The sequence below is a fragment of the Cylindrospermum stagnale PCC 7417 genome, assembly GCF_000317535.1.
GTDB lineage: Bacteria > Cyanobacteriota > Cyanobacteriia > Cyanobacteriales > Nostocaceae > Cylindrospermum > Cylindrospermum stagnale.
Genome location: NC_019757.1, coordinates 2,235,787 through 2,254,806, shown reverse-complemented (window position 1 = coordinate 2,254,806; position 19,020 = coordinate 2,235,787). Strand labels below are relative to the sequence as shown.

The window sequence follows — 19,020 nt, the reverse complement described above, 5'->3', positions numbered from 1 at the left end:
CCCCCTTTTTCCTTATTTCCTCGTCCTCAGAGTCAAGTAAATTTCCGATCAGACATCCACATCATGAGTCACTAAGTTGTCATCTGCAAAAACATCATCGGGAAAAGTATCAAATTGACTTACAAGCGTGTCAATAAACTGCATAAAGAACTGAGGAACTAATTTAATCTTGTCTTGAGTGACATTATAGATAGTCTCAATCATGTATCTATATCTATCAGCAGCTTCTGTATTTTCCTCACCCTCAGCCGCAACAATCCAGCAAATAAAAGCAAACTGAAATTCAGCCAAAAATGCCGAAATATTGCCACCATGAGTTTTATCTAGGATCTCTTCAAAAGGCGAGAAATTATGACCTATTGCTAATTCTCTATTTACTTCCGATTGATTGTTTTCGCCAAGCTGATTTATTTCCTCAGAGTGCAGTACAGGTAGAGATTGCTGTGCATTAATATGATTAACTAACTTTTCCCAAGTTTCCCAAGTTTCAAAAGGGTAAGGTTTTAAGGCTTGTGCCATTGCATTGCTTAGAGCCAATCTTTGAAAATGGGCTGTGCTTTCTGGTGTATCGTCCTCAAATCGCCCGTTAATTTCATTCAAAACCTTGACGACAGGACTATTTTCCTCAACATCGCACCAAAAACCAGCATGAATATATTCTGTTTCCACACTGATGTAGTGTTTTCCGAGAGGAACCATCTGGAAGCCACGAAAACCACCTTCAATAGGATAGGTGAATAGGTCTGGAGGTGGCGACCAAAGCGCGTCCTTTCCCACCTTCATGATGATTGTGTTTATAGTGCATCAGTTTGTACCCAATGTTCATTAGGACTGATGACATTTGTTGTTGTCTACCGAGGGTGACGGCACCACCTCCCTGCATTCCTTTCACGACATGGATGGCGGCTCCGGCTGTATAGTAAGCTTCGTTTGCATAGACTAACGCTTTACCCTGCTCAACTTCAAAATCGTTCATGTTCTTCGCCAGTTCAGTCTGCAAGCCTTGTAAATGTTCTTCTTCTTCTTCATTTACAGGTTCTTGATTACTCTCTCCTAACCACTCAGATTTGTCATTCTGCTGTTCTTTACTACCGGATTCTAACCACCCAGTTATGTCTTCCGCCAGTTTTTTACGCTCTATAGATCACGGATCTTATCTAGCTGGTCTTCATAAAGCTGATCTTATTGATCATGCGCTAAAGCAAATTTTAACTTCTCTATTTCTGCATCACGTTCTTGGGGATCTTGGTGATATTGGACAGGAATTCTCTTGATTTTACTAATATAAAAAGCGGCATAATCCTTAATACGGAATTGATAGGAATTACCAAGCATCGCTTCTTGGCTGCCATTGTATAACATACTTTGATCATTATTATCTAACAGTTTTACTAATACAGGAACTGCTTCTATCCCGATCATTACAAATCTGATACCTACAGGGCCTTCATCGTTATGTTCATATAGAAATCCCCACGAATTAGCCATCTCTGTGTAATTATTTAGTAATGCTTGTGCATATATTTCTGCTACTGTTTCCGAGCCGACATCTGGAACGAAAATAAAATGTTTTTCAAATAATACCTCACAAGCTAGAAAGCGTGCCTTCATGGGTGCGTTCACATCTTTAATCAGATGCTCCAATTTTTGGAGGCTGTTAGGTGCATTCCAAATGCTTTCAATAATATCATCACGTACTAAGTAATTAAAAAAATCTCCGTAAAAACCGTTTACTAGTTTTTCGGCTAGATCGTTTGAGTCTAAAGTAGTCATATGATCAGTACTCGATATCTGTAATTTGGTTTTAGCTAGATGTATAGTTGAAGTCCGATAAGATGATCCTGAGATTAGTAATGTACTAGCTAATAACAATGAAAATATCATCATGGACTTTATTTTTGAGCAAAACATTATCAGGGTGATTATCACTGTATTCATTATTCTTTTACCAAATGCTCACTACCTGAGTTGAATGTAGTACCAGGTTTGTTAATATATTTTGTATTTAAAAACTGGAGTTATTTCTTTTTTTATCCCACCTCAGCTATAAATTTTACTTACTTAGGGATAGGTAAGTTAACTGTTTCTTTGCCATCTCCTTTATCTCGTAGATCATCTGCTTTAACAAAACCAGTTGCTCATTTATTTGTTCCTTCACTGATCACTTCAATTGAAACATAAATAATGTTGTTTGCAGCAGCGGTTTGCTTCTGAATTGCCTCTGTCTTAGTATCAATTGTAAATTTTTCTTTGAGACTACCATCATACACTTTTGTTCCGTCAGCTTTAGGCACTAATGTCCCTCTAGTTTTGCCTGCGTTCCATTTTTTTGCGGCAGCAATGAAGTTTTTGGACGGTTTCCCCATAGATACAATATCAAAATCGACTAGAGAAACTTTTCCTGATGCATCTTTTTTCCATCCCCATTTTACAGAACCATAATAGGTATCCTTCTGTTTACCATCTATAGCTAAAGCCGTGGTTTCAAACTCTTTACTTGAATTATTTCCTCCGTCTACAGTAGGTTTATCCTTGAGAATGGCTTTAGTCCAACCGGAGTCGCCTTTTTCAGCGTGTTGCCCCCAAAAATCAGTGGTTTTATATGCTGCTAATTTATTTTTATCCGCATCCGAAGTAGGTTCTGGCAAGGTAGCATATAAAGGATTACGCGCATTAGAAACGCGATCAATCCTATAACCTTCAGGTGTCATTTTAGTGGCTGCATTAGGGTCTATGGCCTGAATATTTCCTCCTTGTATGTTTTTTATATCTTGGGTTAATCCAACCTTGATCGCATCAGCTTTATCATTCGGTGTAAACTCTAATTCAAAATCAACTTTTTTGTTGCCCTCGATAAATTCGTATTTTTTGTCCTCAAAGGTTCCATAATCGCTCTTCTTCGGAGCTAGCTGCACTAAATCGGTTTGGGTTTGCTGATGAACCCCAAACTCCAATTCTTCCTTCATCAACTCATTTTCTCCCAGCGAAGTGGCAGACTTTTTTCCTATTTCCTGGGGCTGCACCCGTTGTACTGTGCTACCATTCTGCTGCACCACATCCTGAGCCATTTGATCACCCTCTTGCTCATACTTATCACCTGGCTGACCGATTGTGAGCTTCATCTGCAATCGTGGTGTCCTGGCTGGGGACGGACGGGGTCTAAGTTTTGAGAAATCTATCAAGCCACCTTGATCCTGCTTTGTCTCTTCTTGTTGAGTCTCTGACTCAGGCGTTTGTTCTTGTTGGGGCGCCACTTCTTCAGCTTTGGGCTGGACGACAAAGCCACGCGGTGCGAACTGACTCGGCGCAGGTTTATCTGATGAGTTGGCCGAATTTTTGGTGCTTCTGTGCTGTCCGCTATACATTCACTCGATCTTCCAAGAGTTTTCGTACCAGTATCAAATCTTTGCCGACAAGCCCCAAGACTTTAGGTGTCATGATTTTGGCACTATGTTCTTGGCAGTTGTTAGTGATCGCGATGATTTTTTACAGAAAGAATAAATTTGCTACTCTTTATCTTTGCAATCTGGTTACAAATGCGATCTGCACCAAAGCACCAGCACTACGCGCCGTCGCGCAGTGTGGCTGGTCGCACAGCAGAAATATAGAGCGATCGCCACTGTTGTTGATAGCATAATTAGTACGGGGTTAGTGGTTGCTCTCCAAAACCCAGGTAATCGCGATCCAAAAGCGCGATCGTAGATAGCCAAATTATGTGAAAACAGCACTTCTAAATCATTCAACCTACTTAATAAATGGTGGGACTTCTTCGTAGATGTCTGCCTTGTATGCTTCTATCGATGTAGGAGGAAAAATTTCTATAAAACTTACACTTTGACTATCCGCAGAAAAAGCTACTCCTTTGTCTGGATAAACATAGTGATTAAAGCGCTTTCCCGCCCTAGATCGTAGCCTTATACCCCGTCCTCCAAGCTTCTCTTCCAAGACTTTTGGATCTAGTTGTTCCACTTGTTCATGATCGCCTACATACAGCATTACCAACTTTCCATCTCGGAAATAGAAATATCCAAAATGAGCATTTGGATTATGGAAGAGAGTCAATTGAGTCAATTTTTCATATCCGACATTCTGCTCAGTATTTTCTTCTGAAATGGAAAGGCGAGTGCGAATTTCCTCCATTGACAGATTCCTGAAAGCAAGAAAATCATCCAAATCGAAAGTATTATTTGTCATATTAAAACTTGCCTTGATGATATTTGACTGATAGGAAGGGTAAGCAGTAGTTTTGCCAATGCAGCCGCTTAACGTAACTACTAGAAGAATTGGTATAGACAAAAATATTTTTTGTTTATTTAGCAATATGTTTCTATGGCTTCTTATTGTTTTTTGTCCAATCCTTGACCGTTTTTTTGATGAATTCATAACGCTTGGGACACTTTGTTTTTAATGTTTTATTTTCTACAAAGTAATACATCACTGCTTCCGATAAATCTTCGCTGGCATTTGTCTCGCCATATACAGTAATCGGAGCTTCAGCCCCCGCCTTACCACTTTTTGAATTTTTATTAGTCCAGTAGTCAAGGGCTGCAACATAATCATTCAGAGCGTAACTCAGCAGTCCATGAGCAATTTCATGAACAGCAGTGCCTTTAAGCTGTTTATCGTTGTCATTGAAGTCTGCTTTGTCATCTGTACCAGCGCGAAACATACTGAAATTTTTGGAACTTCCGAAGTATTCGCCAACAGTGGTATTGTCTAAAACACCAGAAGCATCGTTAGCATCAATAGCCTGATCTATCTTGCTGGCTGAGGTAATTTCCTGATCTTTACCTGCACGAGAAGATGCTTTTCGTCTTGTACCCAAAATAGGAGCAAAGTGTTGAAGTGCTTTTTCTAAAGCTTTAAGTTCCTTCAACTCCCATTCTTTAGTACTTAGACTATTTTTTACACTGTCTGGAACTTGGTCATAGTCTAGTTTAATCGCGTTAACACCTGACTGTGAGGAAATGTCAATTCCGTACTTATCTTTGATAGCTTTAATAATCCGATTTGCTTCCTTTTCTTCTTTGTCGTTGGCAACATTTACCTTTTCCGTGCCAATTGTGACCAGCTTGCACTGAACAAGATTGTTGGGAGATTGCGTTTGAATATCTATCTTGTCGCCAGGCTGACCGATAGCAAGCTTCATCTGAATTCTGGGTGGTTTTGGTGGTGTTGGACGATGAGCAAATAGCGCTCCATCGATGAAACTCTTACCAACTTCCTTTGATTTTTCCCCTTGAGTTTGTTCTTCTGGTTTTTGTTCTGGTTGAGGCTTGATTTCCTCGGCTTTCGGGTGGACGACAAAGCCACGCGGTGCAAACCGACTCGGCCCTGGTTTGTCTGAGGAATTTGCAGAAGTTTTAACTTTTTTGTACTGTCCGCTATACATGATCTCAATCCTCTAAGTTTGATTCTGCCAGAGTGGAAAGTCTCGCGGCTTCTCGTTCACTTTCTATTGTGTCTATTATTACACTCATTTAGAAGTAAAAATTTGGCATTTTCTAGACGTACACACAGCGTTTAAATGTGTAATTAGTACATATTTACAATTTGTAAAAAAGTGCTATTGTTAAACCCAGCCTTTGACCTCTGTATCTGTCATTGGTCGTTCCAGCTTGGCATACTCGCTCTTAGCCGCCTGTAAAATATGCTTCATCTCTACAGGCTCCCCAGCGTCAGCTGCTAGAAAAGCTGCATTCAGGGCAATGTTGCGAATATTACCACCAGATACATTTAACTTCGCTAATTTATTGGCATCTAAGCCTTGGGTTGGGGTGGCTTTGGGGAAGATGCGCTGCCAAATCTCGGCCCGTTGGTTGATATCGGGGAAGGGGAACTGAACGATAAACCGAATCCGGCGCATAAAAGCCTGATCGAGTGAATTTTTTAAGTTGGTGGTGAGTATTGCTAAACCCCGATAAGCTTCCATGCGTTGCAGCAAGTAGCCGACTTCAATGTTGGCATGGCGATCATGACTGTCTTTGACTTCGCTACGCTTACCAAATAGGGCATCTGCTTCATCAAAGAGCAAAATTGCTCCCCCAACTTCTGCTGCATCAAATACTTGGCGCAAGTTTTTCTCTGTCTCGCCAATATACTTACTAACCACCTGACTTAAATCGATGCGGTACAAGTCTAAGCGTAGTTCGTCGGCGATGACTTCTGCTGCCATTGTTTTACCGGTGCCGCTGGCTCCGGCAAATAAGGCGCTGATGCCTAAACCGCGCCCGCCTTTGTTGCCAAATCCCCATTTTTCATATACTTTCGCCCGTTGGCGAACATGGGCAGCAATATCTCGTAATACTTGGCGCTGTGCCTCTGGCAATACTAAATCATCCCAGGTGGAACCGGCTTCTATTGGTTGGGCTAAGTCATTTAAACGCGGACGTGCTTGAGAACGGCAGGTATCCCAAAGGATGGTGCTGAGTTCTGAGTTGTCACTGTTTTCGATTTTTGACTTTCCTCTAGCTTCGGCCCAGACTGTATGAATTGTCGCGGCATTCAGGCTGAAGTGAGAGACTAAGGTTTCGACGTTGCCGTTGAGGCTGGTGGCTGTTTCGCCGAGTACATTTTGCCAAATCTGCCGTTGTTCTGGAGCGCTGGGTTTGTGGACTTCGATGTTGATTAGGGGACGTTGGAGCGATCGCCTTCTGTCACGGCTGGTAATAATTAAAGCACTAGAGATATTGTCGATTAATTGTGCGATCGCTTGATCTCTAGCTGGATCTATGATCCTGACTTCGTCGCAATCTAGCAACAAAGCGCTATTAGTCAATATTGCTTCCCGTTCCCACAGGCGCAATAAGTCATTAATCTCGCTATTGCGAAGGCTGAAAATTGCCCCAGCGGACATGATGTATAAATTGAGATTGAGATCTTTGCAAGCTGTGGATGCGATCGCTCTTTTACTCCCAACTTCGTCCCCACACAACTGCACCACTGGAAATCCTGCTCCTTCTGGGGCTTGTATCCACGTCGTTGCTACTTGTTTAGCTAGCTGCCAATGGGATGGTACATGAGTTTCACTTGTCGCCGCCAACGGTTCAACAATCCCCCGCAACCGCTCATCTAGATGCTTGTCACCCAGGATCAGATAATGCAACACTCGTTCATTAATCCGCAGCGGACTTAAAGTCAGGGCAGCCCCTTCACTGATTTCAATTAACTGCCATCGCCGCAAAGGTGCAGTGGGTGCCAAAGCGCCCCAATAAGCCCCCGGTAATATCATCCCTAAACTAAAAGTTGGATAGGGCTGTTTTGGATGATTACCTCTGGCGTTGGCGCATAAAGGCCCCCAACTCGCATCTAATTCCATGCCCGCACACAGCAGCAGCACACCTCGCTCAAAATCTGACAAATCGAAGGTATCGCAAAGTGTGATCAGTGCTGGCGGTGCCAGGTGGGGTAATGGAGTCATCAGTTGGGGTGACTTTTTATTAACATCCTCCTCTGCCAACGCATTACGTACTACAGCCAGGGCGCTGCTCAAGTAACCCTGGTTTGCTTCGTACCATTCAAAATTGTCGGTTGTCAGTTGTAAGTTATTAGTTAATATTTGACTTTTCATATAAATTTTGGCACTAATTGGCACTAATTTAAATTAGGAAAAATGTAGAAACATTGCCGACAACATTTCTACATTTGCTGATCATGAAATCACCAAAATAGGTGCAATATACTGCTCGAACGTCGAACTTTGGCGATCTGTATCAACTGTCAGCAAACTTTCTGCACCGTCTACAGCCAAACGGACTAGATAGGTTCCTGGCAAACAATCGGTAATTGCGAAGGTAATTAAGTGGGAATTGGCGCGTCTATTCTTAGTTTGGTCGAAGCTGTAACCTGACCATTGTGAAACTGAAAGTTCAGTCAAGATCAAAGTTACTCGTTGCCCTGGATCAATTGCGAAATCGACTTCTACAGTGACATCAGCTGATCGCGTGTCATCATCTTTACTCTGTTGATTAGACAAACTGATCGCTTGAATTGTCGGGCGCAACATAATCGGCATTACATTAGAGGTGACCTGTTGACGAGGGTGAATTACCTGTAAACTCTGGACACCTGCCCGCAGGGATTCTATCGGTATTGACGAGAGATTTAGAGTAATCTGCTTATCGGTTACTGTTTCGGCGACTATTTTCACATTCCCGATGCTTACTTCAGTAATATCTGCGCTTAACTTGTCGCCCTGAATTAGCAATGTGCTGGTAGCAAGAATCAAGGATACTGGCGCTTGCGGGGCTTTCCAGAGTTTGGATAGTTCTTCTAGTACCTTGATTTGCGCGATCGCTGGTTGGTATGGTGTAACATGGCGCTGAAGATTTTTGACAGGTAAGGGTTTTTTGGGGATATCACCACCGTCAATCAAGACCACACTCGCTTTATAAGCTATCGATAATGAGTAAGGAGTCTGAAAAAGTGTAGACCAAATTTTAGATATTTCTTCGATATTCAGGTCAGTGGGAGTAATCGTAATCGCTTCTACTTGCGCGTCGAGGTCAGAACCTACTAAAAACGTAAAAGTTGAGTCTGCTACTGTGTCCCGAATCGTCTGCTGGTTAATAATTGATTTACTATTCAAGGTGCGAATGACGCTACCCATCAGCCGTTGTGGTTCTAACTCCACCTCATTTCCATAGGTAGTCAACAAGTAGTAGAGATCCAAACCTGTTTGCAATCGTTTAACAAATTTTTCTTCCGAGTAGCGTTGACGTAAATCAGCACTGCGCCAAGCAGGATTAAGTAAAATGTCGTAAAGAAAAATGTTAATTCCTGCTTCTGGTGATCCACTATTTAAGCGATCAGGTCTGAGAGTTGTTACCCTCGCGCCATCCACTTCTCCTTGTACACTGGCCTGCAAAGTTCTTTGTAGAGTCGCAGTTGCAGTGGCAATAGCTAAATAATTACTCATTTGTTATTAGTCATTAGTCATTAGTCATTATTCATTAGTCATTAGTCATTAGTCATTAGTCATTAGTCATTAGTCATTAGTCATTAGTCATTTGCCTATTGCCTATTACCTATTGCCTCTAGGGGCAAACTAAACCCAACTTTAAAGCTTTAACAATTGCCTGGGTGCGGCTAGTTACGCCTAATTTTTCAAATATTGCTGTTAAATGAGCTTTGACGGTGGCAACTGTAATATAAAGATGTCCGGCTATTTGTTCATTAGAAGCTCCTTGGACTAACCAGTTTAATACTTCTCGCTCTCGTTCGGTTAAGTGAATGCCATTACCAGAGTTGAGGGAGTGACCAGTGTAATAGTGAAACAAACGAAAAAAGCCAGTAGCTACTTCTGGGGGTAAATATACTTTGTTATCCATTACAGTGGAGATAGCTTGACATAATTGGGTAGCCAATTGGTCTTTAAAAACGTAACCCCAAGCGCCAGCTTGCATGGCTCGAAATACCCATTCATCTTGCTGGTGTGCTGACAAGATTAGCACTTTACCGTGATAAGACAATTCTCCGAGGCGGAGTAGGGCAGTAATTCCATCATCTGGAGGCAGTTCTAAGTCCAGTAAAATCAAAGCGGGATGTTGTTCAGCAGTTAACTTCAATGCTTGCTCAACGGAAGCTGCCTCACCCACAATATCTAAGTCTACACCACTGCTATTGTTGTAAAAGTTTAATAAAGTGCGTATTCCTTGCCGAAAGTGGGGTTCGTCATCTACAAGCAGAATTGAGATTAGCTCTTTTTTCCCGTTCATGGTTATGGTTATTTCCCTGATTCATCAAAGAGAGTGGAATGACTAATTTCCACTTCTTGCTCGTTTCTTGTTTTACATCAGTACCTTATTATTTGTTATCGCGGTAGGGTAAAGGAGAATTGAGCGCCACCTTCAGGGAGATTTTCTGCCCACAAGTTGCCTTGATGGTCAAGAATAATTTTTTGAGCGATCGCTAACCCTAACCCAGTGCCCCCCAGACGCCGAGAATAATAAGGTTTAAATATTAGCTTCAAGTCGTCTTCGGAAATTCCGGAACCGCGATCGCAAATTTCTACCAAAACTTCATGACTATAAATATGCCAATTGCAGCTCACCGTCCCACCTTCTGGGCTAAAATGAACAGCATTAGTCAATAAATTGTCAAAAACCTGTTTCATCTGCCAGCTATCAACTGTCACAACCACAGGCTTATCGGGACAGCATATTTGTAATTTTTTTTTCTCCAGCCAGGGTTGCAGACCTTTAATGCTCTCAGCAATAATTGTTGACAAGTCATACTGCTTAATTTGTAATCTTGCCCGTTGCCCATAGTAGAGCAAATCGGTCAACTTAGAACTGAGTTCATCTGCTGTTTTGCGAATTAGGGTTGCTTGTTCTTGCAAAATGCCAGATGGCAAGGCCAAGCGGAGATTTTCAGCATAAAGATTAATTAGTGCCAAAGGATTCCGCAGTTGATGTTCTGCCCGTCCCAGTGCTTGGGATAAAGAAGCAATTTCTGCCAGATTGTGCGATCGCTCTTTATACATAGCTAAATACTGACTCAGGATCTGAGCATTGCCCAGTAGCAACTGTTGCTGTCCAGGCGAGAGCGGTTCATCAGTACATATAAAAATATATTCTGCTGCTTTTAAACTCTGCTCACCCACACAACAAACATAGGCATGATGTTTGGTTAAGCGGAATTCAGTGATTTTGAGCAACGGTAAATCGGCAGACAACCATTGTTCTTGATGCAGATATAAAAGATCGAGGTGAGATTCCCTAGAGCTAAAGCGATTTGTCCTCCGAGATGTTTGAGCATCTGCTGTATATTCAGTAACTAATTGACGTCCTCCTGTATCCAGGTCTTGATATACAGTCCAAACAGCCCCAGTCGATAGTAAGGTTGCTAACTGTTGAACAATCAGTTTACACATCTTGTTAACATCAGCTGCCGATAACTTGCTTGGCGAATTGTTCGGGGAGGAAGGTAGATGGATGTGAGCCGTTAACTTTTGAGTAGCAACCTTCATCTTTTTCTCTCCGGCATACTCGAAAAGTAAGAAGCGTTGCAAATGCTACAAGTCCTTAGAGATTTTTCACCTCTGGCACTTGTGCTTCTTACTGTATAAATACTGACTGATTCAGTTTATACTCACAAACTTGTCATTTAACCAATTTAAAACAATTATTTAGAATATCGACCAAAGTCTAATAACCACTCGACTACTGGATCTCTAAGCTATAAACAACTACCTACAAGTGGCAAATCAATAGAAATAAAAGCCTGACTCAAAGGTTTATTTAGTTCTCTAGACCCTCCGCTTTTCTATAGGGCAGGTAGCAAAGTAGTTACCCTATGTTACCTGCATCAGCAACTCTGATAGGGACGCTCCCACCTCCGTAAACCAGTATGATGGCATCAAATATACCCATTCAGACTGATTGGGGGCACATTTAAGGAACCCTGCTGTTGTGTCTTATGATCTCAGCTGCTACCCAAACTTTAGCAGAAATATTAGCTGGCGGGATTTCCCTGGTCAGTACAGAGCAAATTGATTTCCACCACCCTGGTGTAGGACAGAATGTTAACCCCAGGCTGAACTTGTACTGTTACAACATCCGGGAAAATGTTTATATACGGCAATCCTATTGTCAGCATTCTGCAAAGCAGGGAATACCGCCCCTACCATCACCTAGGTGGTTTGATGTGTCATTCTTGGTAAGCGCCTGGGACAACACCTGTTTGGGCGAACAGCGTCTGCTGTCAGAGGCATTGATACTACTTTTGCATCACCAATCGTTACGAGAGGAGATGCTGGCCCCAGTACTACGCGGTCATGGCGAATTGTCGATGACCGTTTCTGCTGTCCATCCTATCGATGCTGCCGCTTTGTGGAGTGCGCTGGGTGTCCCATTACGTCCAGCTTTGTATGTGACGCTGACAATCCCCTTCAACCTACAAAGCTATCCTTTGACCAAGACTAATCAAGAAATGTTGATTAAAACCAACAGTTAAGTTATTGGTTCAGAGGATTAAAAACTAAGGATTAAGGACTGTTATTAAGTAAATAAAGGAAAATCACCCACTATGCCTAGATTAGATTACTTTGCTCCTGGTGTCTACGTCGAAGAAGTAGATAGAGGTAGCCGCCCAATAGAGGGTGTAAGTACGAATATTGCTGGGTTTATCGGCTTTACAGAAGATGTGCGTGGTGATGCCGAAATATTTAAACCGATGTTGGTGACATCATGGAATGAGTACCTGGAATACTTTGCCAAACAAGGTTCCGATGGCTATACAGATTTTGATGCTTATCTACCCTTTGCTGTCAACGGTTGGTTTCTTAACGGTGGTGGGCGTTGTTGGGTAGCTAGTATTGGTACAAAACTCCCAGGTACAGCCCTACCGCCAGCAGAAGAAACTGCTCTGAAGATTCGTACTACTGGCAATCGTCCCTCTTTGCAGTTTGCTCTGAAGCCGGCAGAAGATGAAGATGCCAATGACCAACCAGCAGCAGCGGGACGAATTAATATTTCGATCATCGAAAGTGAACCTCTACCACCAGGAAGCCCGGAAGCTGAACCACCTTTAAATACTGGTGAATTCTTCAAAGTTATTGTCAGCCGGGATGGAGAAGTTCTGGAACAGTACGATCACTTGTCGATGAACCCAGAAGTTGAAGCCCAAGTAGGGACTTATGCTGTAACTGCGCTTCAGGATTCTCCGTTTTTGAATGTGGCTGACTTGGGTACACCAGGACAACCTCTATCTCGCCGTCCAGCAAATGGGATGTACGAGGTGACCCCACCACCAGTGGTATCTACCCCAGACCGTTTCCCACGGGATGTCCAAGGGGTAAGAGACGATCGCACAGGTCTGCAAGGTATTTTTGAAATTGACGAAATTACCATGCTTTCCTTCCCCGATTTGATGCGGGCATATCAAAGTGGCATCCTCAACCTGGATCAGGTGCATGGGATTATGGAAGCCCTTGTTAGCATGTGTGAAGGCAATGCGCCTGGCCGGATGGTGGCTTTAGACCCACCACCTTGCAAGGGTGGTGGTGCGCCAGTACCCCCCAGCCAGATGAAGCCCCAGCACGTTGCTCAGTGGTTGAGTGCGTTTAATCGGCGATCGCAATTTGCCGCCCTCTACTACCCTTGGATCAAAGTCCCCAACCCCCGCAACGGTGGTAGACCAATTATGGTTCCGCCTTCTGGTCACATGCTAGGAGTCTGGTGTCGGACAGATGAAACCAGAGGAGTTTATAAAGCACCAGCTAACGATACACCCAGAGGTGTAATTGGTTTGGCCTATGAAACCAACTTGCGTGAACAAGAACTGCTGAACCCCTTGGGAATCAACTGTATCCGCACCTTTCCCAACCGAGGTATTCGTATTTGGGGCGCTCGAACTTTGGTAGAACCAGATAACGTCCAATGGCGTTACATCAGCGTTCGTCGCTTGATGAGCTACATTGAGAAATCTGTAGAACTGGGAACTCAATGGGTTGTGTTTGAGCCTAACGATCAAGATTTGTGGGCCCGTGTCACCCGTACCGTAACCAGTTTCTTAGAAAGACTCTGGCGGGAAGGTGCTTTATTCGGAGGTACTGCGGCTGAAGCCTTTTACGTCAAGTGCGACGCCAGCATCAACACTCACGAAACTATGATGTTGGGTCGTTTGTACATCGAAGTTGGTGTTTGTCCCGTTAGACCTGCCGAATTTGTGATCTTCCGCTTTAGTCAGTGGTCACCTAACCAGTAATAAGTTCAAAGTACAGACGCGAATAACATTGCGTCTGTACAAGGATAAATTTTAAATATTCCTAGCTTGTACTGCTAGATTTTGACTTTTCTCATCTGAAATTTAGCCTTTTAAAGGATTAAAAATATGGCTCAGTTAACACCGATTCCTAATAGTAGGTATTACGTGGAATTTGACGGTTTGACGAATAAGTTGATTAAGAGTGTTACAGAAGTAAGTTTTGCCGGTCAAACCGCTGGTCATGAAAAACCTCTAGCATCAACTAAAGGTGGCAAAACACTTTGGCAAACTACCTCTGGGGGTTTTGAAGAAAATCCCAACGTCACTATTGAGGTATATGTCGTTGAAGGGGACATGGACTTTTATAACTGGATGAAAGGTAGCATGCCCAAAAGTGAAGGTGGGGATGGGAAGTGGAACAGTAACCGGAAAAATGGTTCCATCGTTGCCTACGATAGTGAAGATACAGAAGTAATACGCTGGAATTTAGCTAACGCTTGGATTAAGTCTTATAAGGTGTCAGATTTTACTGCTGAAAGTAAAGACTTAGCCGTCGAAACTTTTGAGATTGTCTGCGAACAAATCAACCGGATTGTATAACAGAAAAAATTGCTCAGAGTTTTCCGTAAATAAATAGGTGGTATTCAATGGCTAAAGATGAGATTCTTTCTTGTTCCAAGTTTTATTTCAACTTAGATGGCTTGGACGATCTGATTGTCAAGAAAGTGAGTGGGGTAGGTAACACTCTCCAAACTGCTGGTGATAAAAAGTCCTTTGGTGTCTCCAAGGGAGGAAAAAGCGCGATTCAAGCAACAGTTACAGGGGTAACTAACGGTAAAGTAACTGTCGAGTTTGTCGCTACTGTTCAAGACAAAAGGTTAGTTGAATGGTATAGTCAGTCTCACTCTGAGCCAATTGCTGGGGGAGGCACACAAACTAAAGGGGTACGTAAAACTGGCTCGATTATACTTTATAATCAAGGGGGTGAGGAAGCAGCTCGTTGGAATTTGACAGGGATCATGCCCCAAAGTTATAAATCTTCTAAATTGGCTGCCGGTGAAGAAGGACTATCTACAGAAACAGTAGAGTTTGCCTATGAGTCATTACATCGTATCAAGTAAAACTGATCAAGTGAAAGTTGCCCTATCTGACTGAATTGATAGGTGATTTATCAAAAGTAGAAAATAAAAAGGTGAAAGCAAGATACAGATAATAGCTATTCTGTTTTTTGTCTTTTACCTTTTGTCTTTATTTTGAGGCTAGAAACACTATGGCAAATGGAAATGAAGTTCCTGAAATTCTCACTAATTCCAGATTTTACCTAGAACTAAAACTTGATGGTAGCCAGGAACCAATAGACGGCTATTTTATGGAATGTCAAGGCTTTAAACGTACCCATGATGTCATCGAAATAGCTGAGGTTACACCCCAGAAAATGGGCGCATCTAAATCTGGTTTAGTAGTCCGGACTAAACTACCTGGTAATGTCAAAAACAATAATCTCATCCTGCGTCGGGGGATGACTATTTCCATGACTATGTGGAACTGGTTTAAAGCTGTGGAACAAGGTAATTGGGCTAAACAACGCCGAGATGGTTCTTTGACCATTTATAACCAAGCTTCTTTAGAAGTTGCCAGATTTGAGTTCAAACGGGGATGGCCTAGTAGTTATAAAATTACTGATATGAATGCTTCAGCTAATGAATTTGAAGTTGAAGAAGTGGAAGTAGTGATTGAAGATTTAATCAGGCTAAAATAACGTCGGATGTTGCAAACTGAATTTGAGTTTACTTTACCCTTTGGGTATAAAGATGATGACGGCAATTTGCATCGTAAAGGTGTGATGCGTTTATCAAAGGCGATGGATGAAATTGTCCCCTTGCGTGACCCCCGCGTGAAATCCAATCCAGCTTATGCTACGGTAATCATTTTATCTCGTGTGATTACTTGTTTGGGTGCATTGGAGGAAATCACGCCTGCAATAGTGGAAAACTTTTTTGCTGGCGATTTAAGTTTTTTGCAGCAATTGTATCGCCAAATCAATGGATTGGAGGAAGAAGTTAAAATTAATAAACTGGAGGCAGAAGATAAATAGTAAAAATGCCAAGGATAAATCTAAAAAACATGTTGCAGTAAAAATTGTAGAAGCGTGATTTATTGGCTTTACTTTATATTTAGAGAATAAATATTATATGCATAGTGAAAATATACTTCAGACAGAATTTAACTTTACCCTTCCCAAAGGATTAGTAGACGCTGAGGCAAATGTGCATCGTCAAGGGGTGATGCGTCTAGCTACTGCAAAGGATGAAATTATTATCCAAAAAAACCGCGATGCTCAGGATAGTTCAGGCTATAAAGTGCTGGTGATGCTATCACGGGTAATTACGCGATTGGGTGATTTAACAGAAATTACTCCCGATTTATTGGAAAATCTTTTTTCGCGGGATCTTGCCTATTTACGAGAATTTTATAATCGGATTAATCAGCAAGGTGAAGCTTACATTCCTGTGCAATGCCCCCAATGCAGTAGTAACTTTCAAGTGGAGTTAGCTTTAGCGGGGGAATAATCGGCTACCCTTCTGATGCGCTGAGTGAAGAGGTAGCCTGTATTGCTTATCATTTCCATTGGAGTTTGGCAGATATTTTAAGTTTAGAACATCCCGACCGACGGCGCTGGGTCGGGGAAATTGGTAAGATTATACAACAAGAATAATCGATTTATCATTACAAAATTAATACTGGAGCGGGTGTTAGCATTTGGATTACCAGTGCAGCGTTTGCTAAAACTTTTGATGGCAAAGTATCAGTCAGGTTCCTCTGTGTAAGATGCCTTAGCAGCCGCAGTAAAAGTTGCTAAAACTGTAGGATATTTTGCTGTATGAGGAGCAGCTATGGAAATTTTACTTGACGGTAAAGCAATTTTTACTGAATATGACTTTCATCGTCAGATTGCTCAACTACTTGACTTTGGCGAATACTATGGAAATAATCTTGATGCCCTTTGGGATGTTCTAACTACAGTTGTAGAACGTCCAGTTAATTTAATTTGGTATAATTCAGCAATTTCTCATAAAAATCTAGGTGGAGAAACTTTTCAAAAAATTGTTAAGGCTTTACAAAGTGTGCAGGCATCGGATCAAAAAATGGGATGGGATACACGGTTTGAGTTTGAACTTTGTTAGCAATCACCAGCATGGATGGCAGAAACAATAAGTACCAACACGGTTAAAGAATGAATCTAGAAACCTGTTTCATATGCAACCGGCCAGTTATCGAATTTAAGGTATTTACTGAGGGTAGATCGAAATATTTTTGCAGATTTGTAATTTGTAACTATCTACCTTTACTCGGTGTTGTTGGCAATTTTGGTAATTTAGGCTTTTGTCGCTCTAACTGTTCTTGTAACCTTTGCTCGGCTATGGTTTTATTTGCTATAGCTAAAGAGTTCCCAGAGTCGACTTTTAACGTTTCATCAAAAGCGGCGATCGCATCTTGCAGTCTACCCAATCTCAACAAGGCTATGCCTTTACCAGCTAAAATATTAGCATTGTTGGGAGCCAGGATATTGGCGCGATTGTAAGCGGTAACTGCTTCTTTATATCTTGCTAAATCTAATAAAACTACACCTCGGTTATACCACCCTTGAGATAATTGAGGATTGATGCCAATAGCACGATCAGCAGATGCCAGAGCTTCTTTATTTCTGGATAAATGCCACAAAACTACACTACGGTTAGCCCAGATATTTGCTACCTGGGAATTATCAGTTAAATTACCAATGTTCTCCAGTGCTTTGTCATAAGCTGCTAGTGCTTCTCGATAACGTTCTAATGTGCGGAGAATTCTACCTTTGTTGAACCAGGCTTGAGCATATTTAGGATTAATTTTAGTGGCGCGATTGCTACTAGCCATTGCGTCTGAATATCTACCTAAATACCACAGCATGGCAGCACGATTATTCCAGATTTCAGCACTGTTCACACTGAGCGCTATTGCCCTATCAATAGAGGTTAATCCTTCTTCATATTTCCCCAATCCTGCTAGGGCTATTCCCCGTTCTTGCCAAGCTAGAGACGGACTGGCATCACCCCATTTATTATCACCTTCTAAAGCTTTCTCACAAACTTCTAGGGCTTTTTGGTATGTTTCTTTTGTACCTATTTTGTTGAGGTTGGCACCTTGGTTTGCTAGGGCTAGAGAATAGTTTGGACTGAGTTTTACAGCAAATTCATAAGAGATGCTTGCTTGATCTATTTTTCCTAATAAAGATAAGGCGTTACCATGTTCAATCCAGATATCAGCATCTTTAGAATTAATCGCAATTGCTTGATCAAAAGAGGTAATTGATTCCTCAATTTGTCTATTTTTTTTCTGTGCTAAACCCTTGTTGTACCATGCTATTGCTGGAGTGATATTACCCCAATTGCTATTAGTTTTTAGTGCCAAGTCACAAGCGGCGATGGCTTCGGCAAATCTGCCCAATTTAGATAGAGCTTGGCAGTTGTCTACTAATGTTAAAGCGTTCTGGGGGTTAATTTCTAGGGCGCGATTAAATGAGGCGATCGCTTCGCTAAACTGTCCTAAATTACTTTGTGCTATGCCTTTATTGTACCATGCGACTACGGCGGTACTTTCTCCCCAATTTCCATCTGAGCGGAGAGCTAAATCGCAAGCAGCTACTGCTTCGGCGTATTTGCCCAAGTTAAATAATGCTTGGCATCTGTTGGCTAAAGCTAAGGAATATTTCGGCTTGAGGCGCAAGGCTCGTTCAGCAGACACTAATGCTTCGGAATAATTGGCATCTCCTAAGAGTACCTCAGTTCGCTCTATCCAAATATCTGGATTTTCTGGCTTAATCGCGATCGCTTCGTTACAAGCTGGAATCGCCTCTTTATATTTCTTTTCATCTCCTAGCAGCTTACACAAACCCGCCCAGTAATCAAAATCTTTTATTTCTAATTTCTCTTCAGCTAAAGAAATTTTTGTTTGTCCAAAATTAATAATTAAAAATCCTAAGATTAGCAGCCGACTCAAACCACTTATTGTTAATTTACAACTAAAAATTCCCGTCTTTAACCACGGATAGGCTGTAGAGGTGAGAATGTATCTAGCTGATTTCTGCTGTTTCTTTGTCCTCATCAATAAATGTCTCATAATAAATTATTTTTTTTAACTTCGTAACTTTTTTACAAATAACAGAGCAGAAAATCAACAGCAATTAAATATACCAAAATTATCTTGTTTTTGTCTAGGTTGCAAATATTTACAAATGTTAACTTTAGCATTTCATACCCAAGGGATAAATGTAGC

21 protein-coding genes are annotated in these 19,020 nt (G+C 41.8%); 10 read left to right on the top strand and 11 right to left on the bottom strand.

The window, feature by feature from the left end:
- Nucleotides 1-48: 48 nt before the first annotated feature.
- From CYLST_RS09150 to CYLST_RS35835, 4 genes are all read right to left on the bottom strand, one after another.
- The gene (locus CYLST_RS09150) at nucleotides 49-699 is read right to left on the bottom strand and encodes an AAR2 splicing factor family protein (protein ID WP_041233033.1); all 651 of its coding nucleotides are present in this window, start codon (nucleotides 697-699) and stop codon (nucleotides 49-51) included.
- 22 nt (nucleotides 700-721) lie between these two features.
- Nucleotides 722-976, bottom strand: a complete 255-nt coding sequence (locus tag CYLST_RS35145) for a hypothetical protein (RefSeq protein ID WP_015207430.1) — start codon at nucleotides 974-976, stop codon at nucleotides 722-724.
- Nucleotides 977-1,182: 206 nt separating this feature from the next.
- Complete coding sequence (locus tag CYLST_RS09140) at nucleotides 1,183-1,773, bottom strand: hypothetical protein (protein WP_157162552.1); 591 nt, start codon at nucleotides 1,771-1,773, stop codon at nucleotides 1,183-1,185.
- 365 nt (nucleotides 1,774-2,138) lie between these two features.
- Entirely contained in the window at nucleotides 2,139-3,365 is a 1,227-nt protein-coding gene (locus tag CYLST_RS35835; protein WP_015207428.1) for a hypothetical protein, read from the bottom strand.
- Between the two features lie 154 nt (nucleotides 3,366-3,519).
- Between CYLST_RS35835 and CYLST_RS34325 the strand changes: the two genes are divergently transcribed.
- Nucleotides 3,520-3,702, top strand: a complete 183-nt coding sequence (locus CYLST_RS34325) for a hypothetical protein (protein ID WP_157162551.1) — start codon at nucleotides 3,520-3,522, stop codon at nucleotides 3,700-3,702.
- A 42-nt stretch (nucleotides 3,703-3,744) separates the two neighbouring features.
- Here CYLST_RS34325 and CYLST_RS09130 read toward each other — a convergent pair whose 3' ends face one another.
- The 6 genes from CYLST_RS09130 to CYLST_RS09105 form a co-directional block, all read right to left on the bottom strand.
- Nucleotides 3,745-4,194 carry a hypothetical protein gene (locus tag CYLST_RS09130; RefSeq protein ID WP_041233032.1) on the bottom strand — a complete coding sequence of 150 codons (450 nt, stop codon included), beginning with the start codon at nucleotides 4,192-4,194 and terminating at the stop codon, nucleotides 3,745-3,747.
- 133 nt (nucleotides 4,195-4,327) lie between these two features.
- A complete protein-coding gene (locus tag CYLST_RS09125; RefSeq protein WP_015207426.1) occupies nucleotides 4,328-5,392 on the bottom strand; it encodes a hypothetical protein in 1,065 nt (354 codons plus the stop codon).
- Between the two features lie 180 nt (nucleotides 5,393-5,572).
- Nucleotides 5,573-7,570: an ATP-binding protein gene (locus CYLST_RS09120; RefSeq protein WP_015207425.1), complete on the bottom strand. Its 1,998-nt coding sequence runs from the start codon at nucleotides 7,568-7,570 to the stop codon at nucleotides 5,573-5,575.
- An 81-nt stretch (nucleotides 7,571-7,651) separates the two neighbouring features.
- Nucleotides 7,652-8,917 (bottom strand): Pvc16 family protein, encoded by a 1,266-nt coding sequence (locus CYLST_RS09115; RefSeq protein WP_015207424.1) that lies wholly within the window; start codon nucleotides 8,915-8,917, stop codon nucleotides 7,652-7,654.
- Between the two features lie 118 nt (nucleotides 8,918-9,035).
- A complete protein-coding gene (locus tag CYLST_RS09110; protein ID WP_015207423.1) occupies nucleotides 9,036-9,716 on the bottom strand; it encodes a response regulator in 681 nt (226 codons plus the stop codon).
- 95 nt (nucleotides 9,717-9,811) lie between these two features.
- Nucleotides 9,812-10,969: a sensor histidine kinase gene (locus CYLST_RS09105; RefSeq protein WP_041233031.1), complete on the bottom strand. Its 1,158-nt coding sequence runs from the start codon at nucleotides 10,967-10,969 to the stop codon at nucleotides 9,812-9,814.
- Between the two features lie 449 nt (nucleotides 10,970-11,418).
- Here CYLST_RS09105 and CYLST_RS09100 point away from each other — a divergent pair, with 449 nt between their 5' ends.
- From CYLST_RS09100 to CYLST_RS09065, 9 genes are all read left to right on the top strand, one after another.
- Entirely contained in the window at nucleotides 11,419-11,955 is a 537-nt protein-coding gene (locus CYLST_RS09100; RefSeq protein ID WP_015207421.1) for a Pvc16 family protein, read from the top strand.
- A 72-nt stretch (nucleotides 11,956-12,027) separates the two neighbouring features.
- Nucleotides 12,028-13,707 (top strand): phage tail sheath family protein, encoded by a 1,680-nt coding sequence (locus CYLST_RS09095; RefSeq protein WP_015207420.1) that lies wholly within the window; start codon nucleotides 12,028-12,030, stop codon nucleotides 13,705-13,707.
- Nucleotides 13,708-13,833: 126 nt separating this feature from the next.
- Nucleotides 13,834-14,307 carry a phage tail protein gene (locus CYLST_RS09090; RefSeq protein WP_015207419.1) on the top strand — a complete coding sequence of 158 codons (474 nt, stop codon included), beginning with the start codon at nucleotides 13,834-13,836 and terminating at the stop codon, nucleotides 14,305-14,307.
- A 47-nt stretch (nucleotides 14,308-14,354) separates the two neighbouring features.
- Complete coding sequence (locus tag CYLST_RS09085) at nucleotides 14,355-14,828, top strand: phage tail protein (protein WP_015207418.1); 474 nt, start codon at nucleotides 14,355-14,357, stop codon at nucleotides 14,826-14,828.
- Nucleotides 14,829-14,977: 149 nt separating this feature from the next.
- Complete coding sequence (locus CYLST_RS09080) at nucleotides 14,978-15,466, top strand: phage tail protein (RefSeq protein ID WP_015207417.1); 489 nt, start codon at nucleotides 14,978-14,980, stop codon at nucleotides 15,464-15,466.
- 6 nt (nucleotides 15,467-15,472) lie between these two features.
- Nucleotides 15,473-15,802 (top strand): hypothetical protein, encoded by a 330-nt coding sequence (locus CYLST_RS09075; protein WP_015207416.1) that lies wholly within the window; start codon nucleotides 15,473-15,475, stop codon nucleotides 15,800-15,802.
- 97 nt (nucleotides 15,803-15,899) lie between these two features.
- Entirely contained in the window at nucleotides 15,900-16,277 is a 378-nt protein-coding gene (locus tag CYLST_RS09070) for a hypothetical protein (RefSeq protein WP_015207415.1), read from the top strand.
- Nucleotides 16,274-16,423 carry a DUF6760 family protein gene (locus CYLST_RS36750; protein WP_015207414.1) on the top strand — a complete coding sequence of 50 codons (150 nt, stop codon included), beginning with the start codon at nucleotides 16,274-16,276 and terminating at the stop codon, nucleotides 16,421-16,423. Before CYLST_RS09070 ends, CYLST_RS36750 begins: the two co-directional genes overlap by 4 nt.
- A gap of 178 nt (nucleotides 16,424-16,601) precedes the next feature.
- Nucleotides 16,602-16,892 (top strand): barstar family protein, encoded by a 291-nt coding sequence (locus tag CYLST_RS09065; RefSeq protein WP_015207413.1) that lies wholly within the window; start codon nucleotides 16,602-16,604, stop codon nucleotides 16,890-16,892.
- A 151-nt stretch (nucleotides 16,893-17,043) separates the two neighbouring features.
- Here CYLST_RS09065 and CYLST_RS09060 read toward each other — a convergent pair whose 3' ends face one another.
- On the bottom strand, nucleotides 17,044-18,849 hold the full coding sequence (locus CYLST_RS09060; RefSeq protein ID WP_015207412.1) for a tetratricopeptide repeat protein: 1,806 nt from the start codon (nucleotides 18,847-18,849) through the stop codon (nucleotides 17,044-17,046).
- Between the last annotated feature and the right edge of the window lie 171 nt (nucleotides 18,850-19,020).

What these genes read in the sequence shown, in the direction of transcription:
- CYLST_RS09150 (WP_041233033.1), bottom strand. Translation starts at nt 699, where the DNA reads ATGGTTCCTCTCGGAAAACACTACATCAGTGTGGAAACAGAATATATT.
- CYLST_RS35145 (WP_015207430.1), bottom strand. Translation starts at nt 976, where the DNA reads ATGAACGATTTTGAAGTTGAGCAGGGTAAAGCGTTAGTCTATGCAAAC.
- CYLST_RS09140 (WP_157162552.1), bottom strand. Translation starts at nt 1,773, where the DNA reads ATGACTACTTTAGACTCAAACGATCTAGCCGAAAAACTAGTAAACGGT.
- CYLST_RS35835 (WP_015207428.1), bottom strand. Translation starts at nt 3,365, where the DNA reads ATGTATAGCGGACAGCACAGAAGCACCAAAAATTCGGCCAACTCATCA.
- CYLST_RS09130 (WP_041233032.1), bottom strand. Translation starts at nt 4,194, where the DNA reads ATGACAAATAATACTTTCGATTTGGATGATTTTCTTGCTTTCAGGAAT.
- CYLST_RS09125 (WP_015207426.1), bottom strand. Translation starts at nt 5,392, where the DNA reads ATGTATAGCGGACAGTACAAAAAAGTTAAAACTTCTGCAAATTCCTCA.
- CYLST_RS09120 (WP_015207425.1), bottom strand. Translation starts at nt 7,570, where the DNA reads ATGAAAAGTCAAATATTAACTAATAACTTACAACTGACAACCGACAAT.
- CYLST_RS09115 (WP_015207424.1), bottom strand. Translation starts at nt 8,917, where the DNA reads ATGAGTAATTATTTAGCTATTGCCACTGCAACTGCGACTCTACAAAGA.
- CYLST_RS09110 (WP_015207423.1), bottom strand. Translation starts at nt 9,716, where the DNA reads ATGAACGGGAAAAAAGAGCTAATCTCAATTCTGCTTGTAGATGACGAA.
- CYLST_RS09105 (WP_041233031.1), bottom strand. Translation starts at nt 10,969, where the DNA reads ATGAAGGTTGCTACTCAAAAGTTAACGGCTCACATCCATCTACCTTCC.
- CYLST_RS09100 (WP_015207421.1), top strand. Translation starts at nt 11,419, where the DNA reads ATGATCTCAGCTGCTACCCAAACTTTAGCAGAAATATTAGCTGGCGGG.
- CYLST_RS09095 (WP_015207420.1), top strand. Translation starts at nt 12,028, where the DNA reads ATGCCTAGATTAGATTACTTTGCTCCTGGTGTCTACGTCGAAGAAGTA.
- CYLST_RS09090 (WP_015207419.1), top strand. Translation starts at nt 13,834, where the DNA reads ATGGCTCAGTTAACACCGATTCCTAATAGTAGGTATTACGTGGAATTT.
- CYLST_RS09085 (WP_015207418.1), top strand. Translation starts at nt 14,355, where the DNA reads ATGGCTAAAGATGAGATTCTTTCTTGTTCCAAGTTTTATTTCAACTTA.
- CYLST_RS09080 (WP_015207417.1), top strand. Translation starts at nt 14,978, where the DNA reads ATGGCAAATGGAAATGAAGTTCCTGAAATTCTCACTAATTCCAGATTT.
- CYLST_RS09075 (WP_015207416.1), top strand. Translation starts at nt 15,473, where the DNA reads ATGTTGCAAACTGAATTTGAGTTTACTTTACCCTTTGGGTATAAAGAT.
- CYLST_RS09070 (WP_015207415.1), top strand. Translation starts at nt 15,900, where the DNA reads ATGCATAGTGAAAATATACTTCAGACAGAATTTAACTTTACCCTTCCC.
- CYLST_RS09065 (WP_015207413.1), top strand. Translation starts at nt 16,602, where the DNA reads ATGGAAATTTTACTTGACGGTAAAGCAATTTTTACTGAATATGACTTT.
- CYLST_RS09060 (WP_015207412.1), bottom strand. Translation starts at nt 18,849, where the DNA reads ATGAGGACAAAGAAACAGCAGAAATCAGCTAGATACATTCTCACCTCT.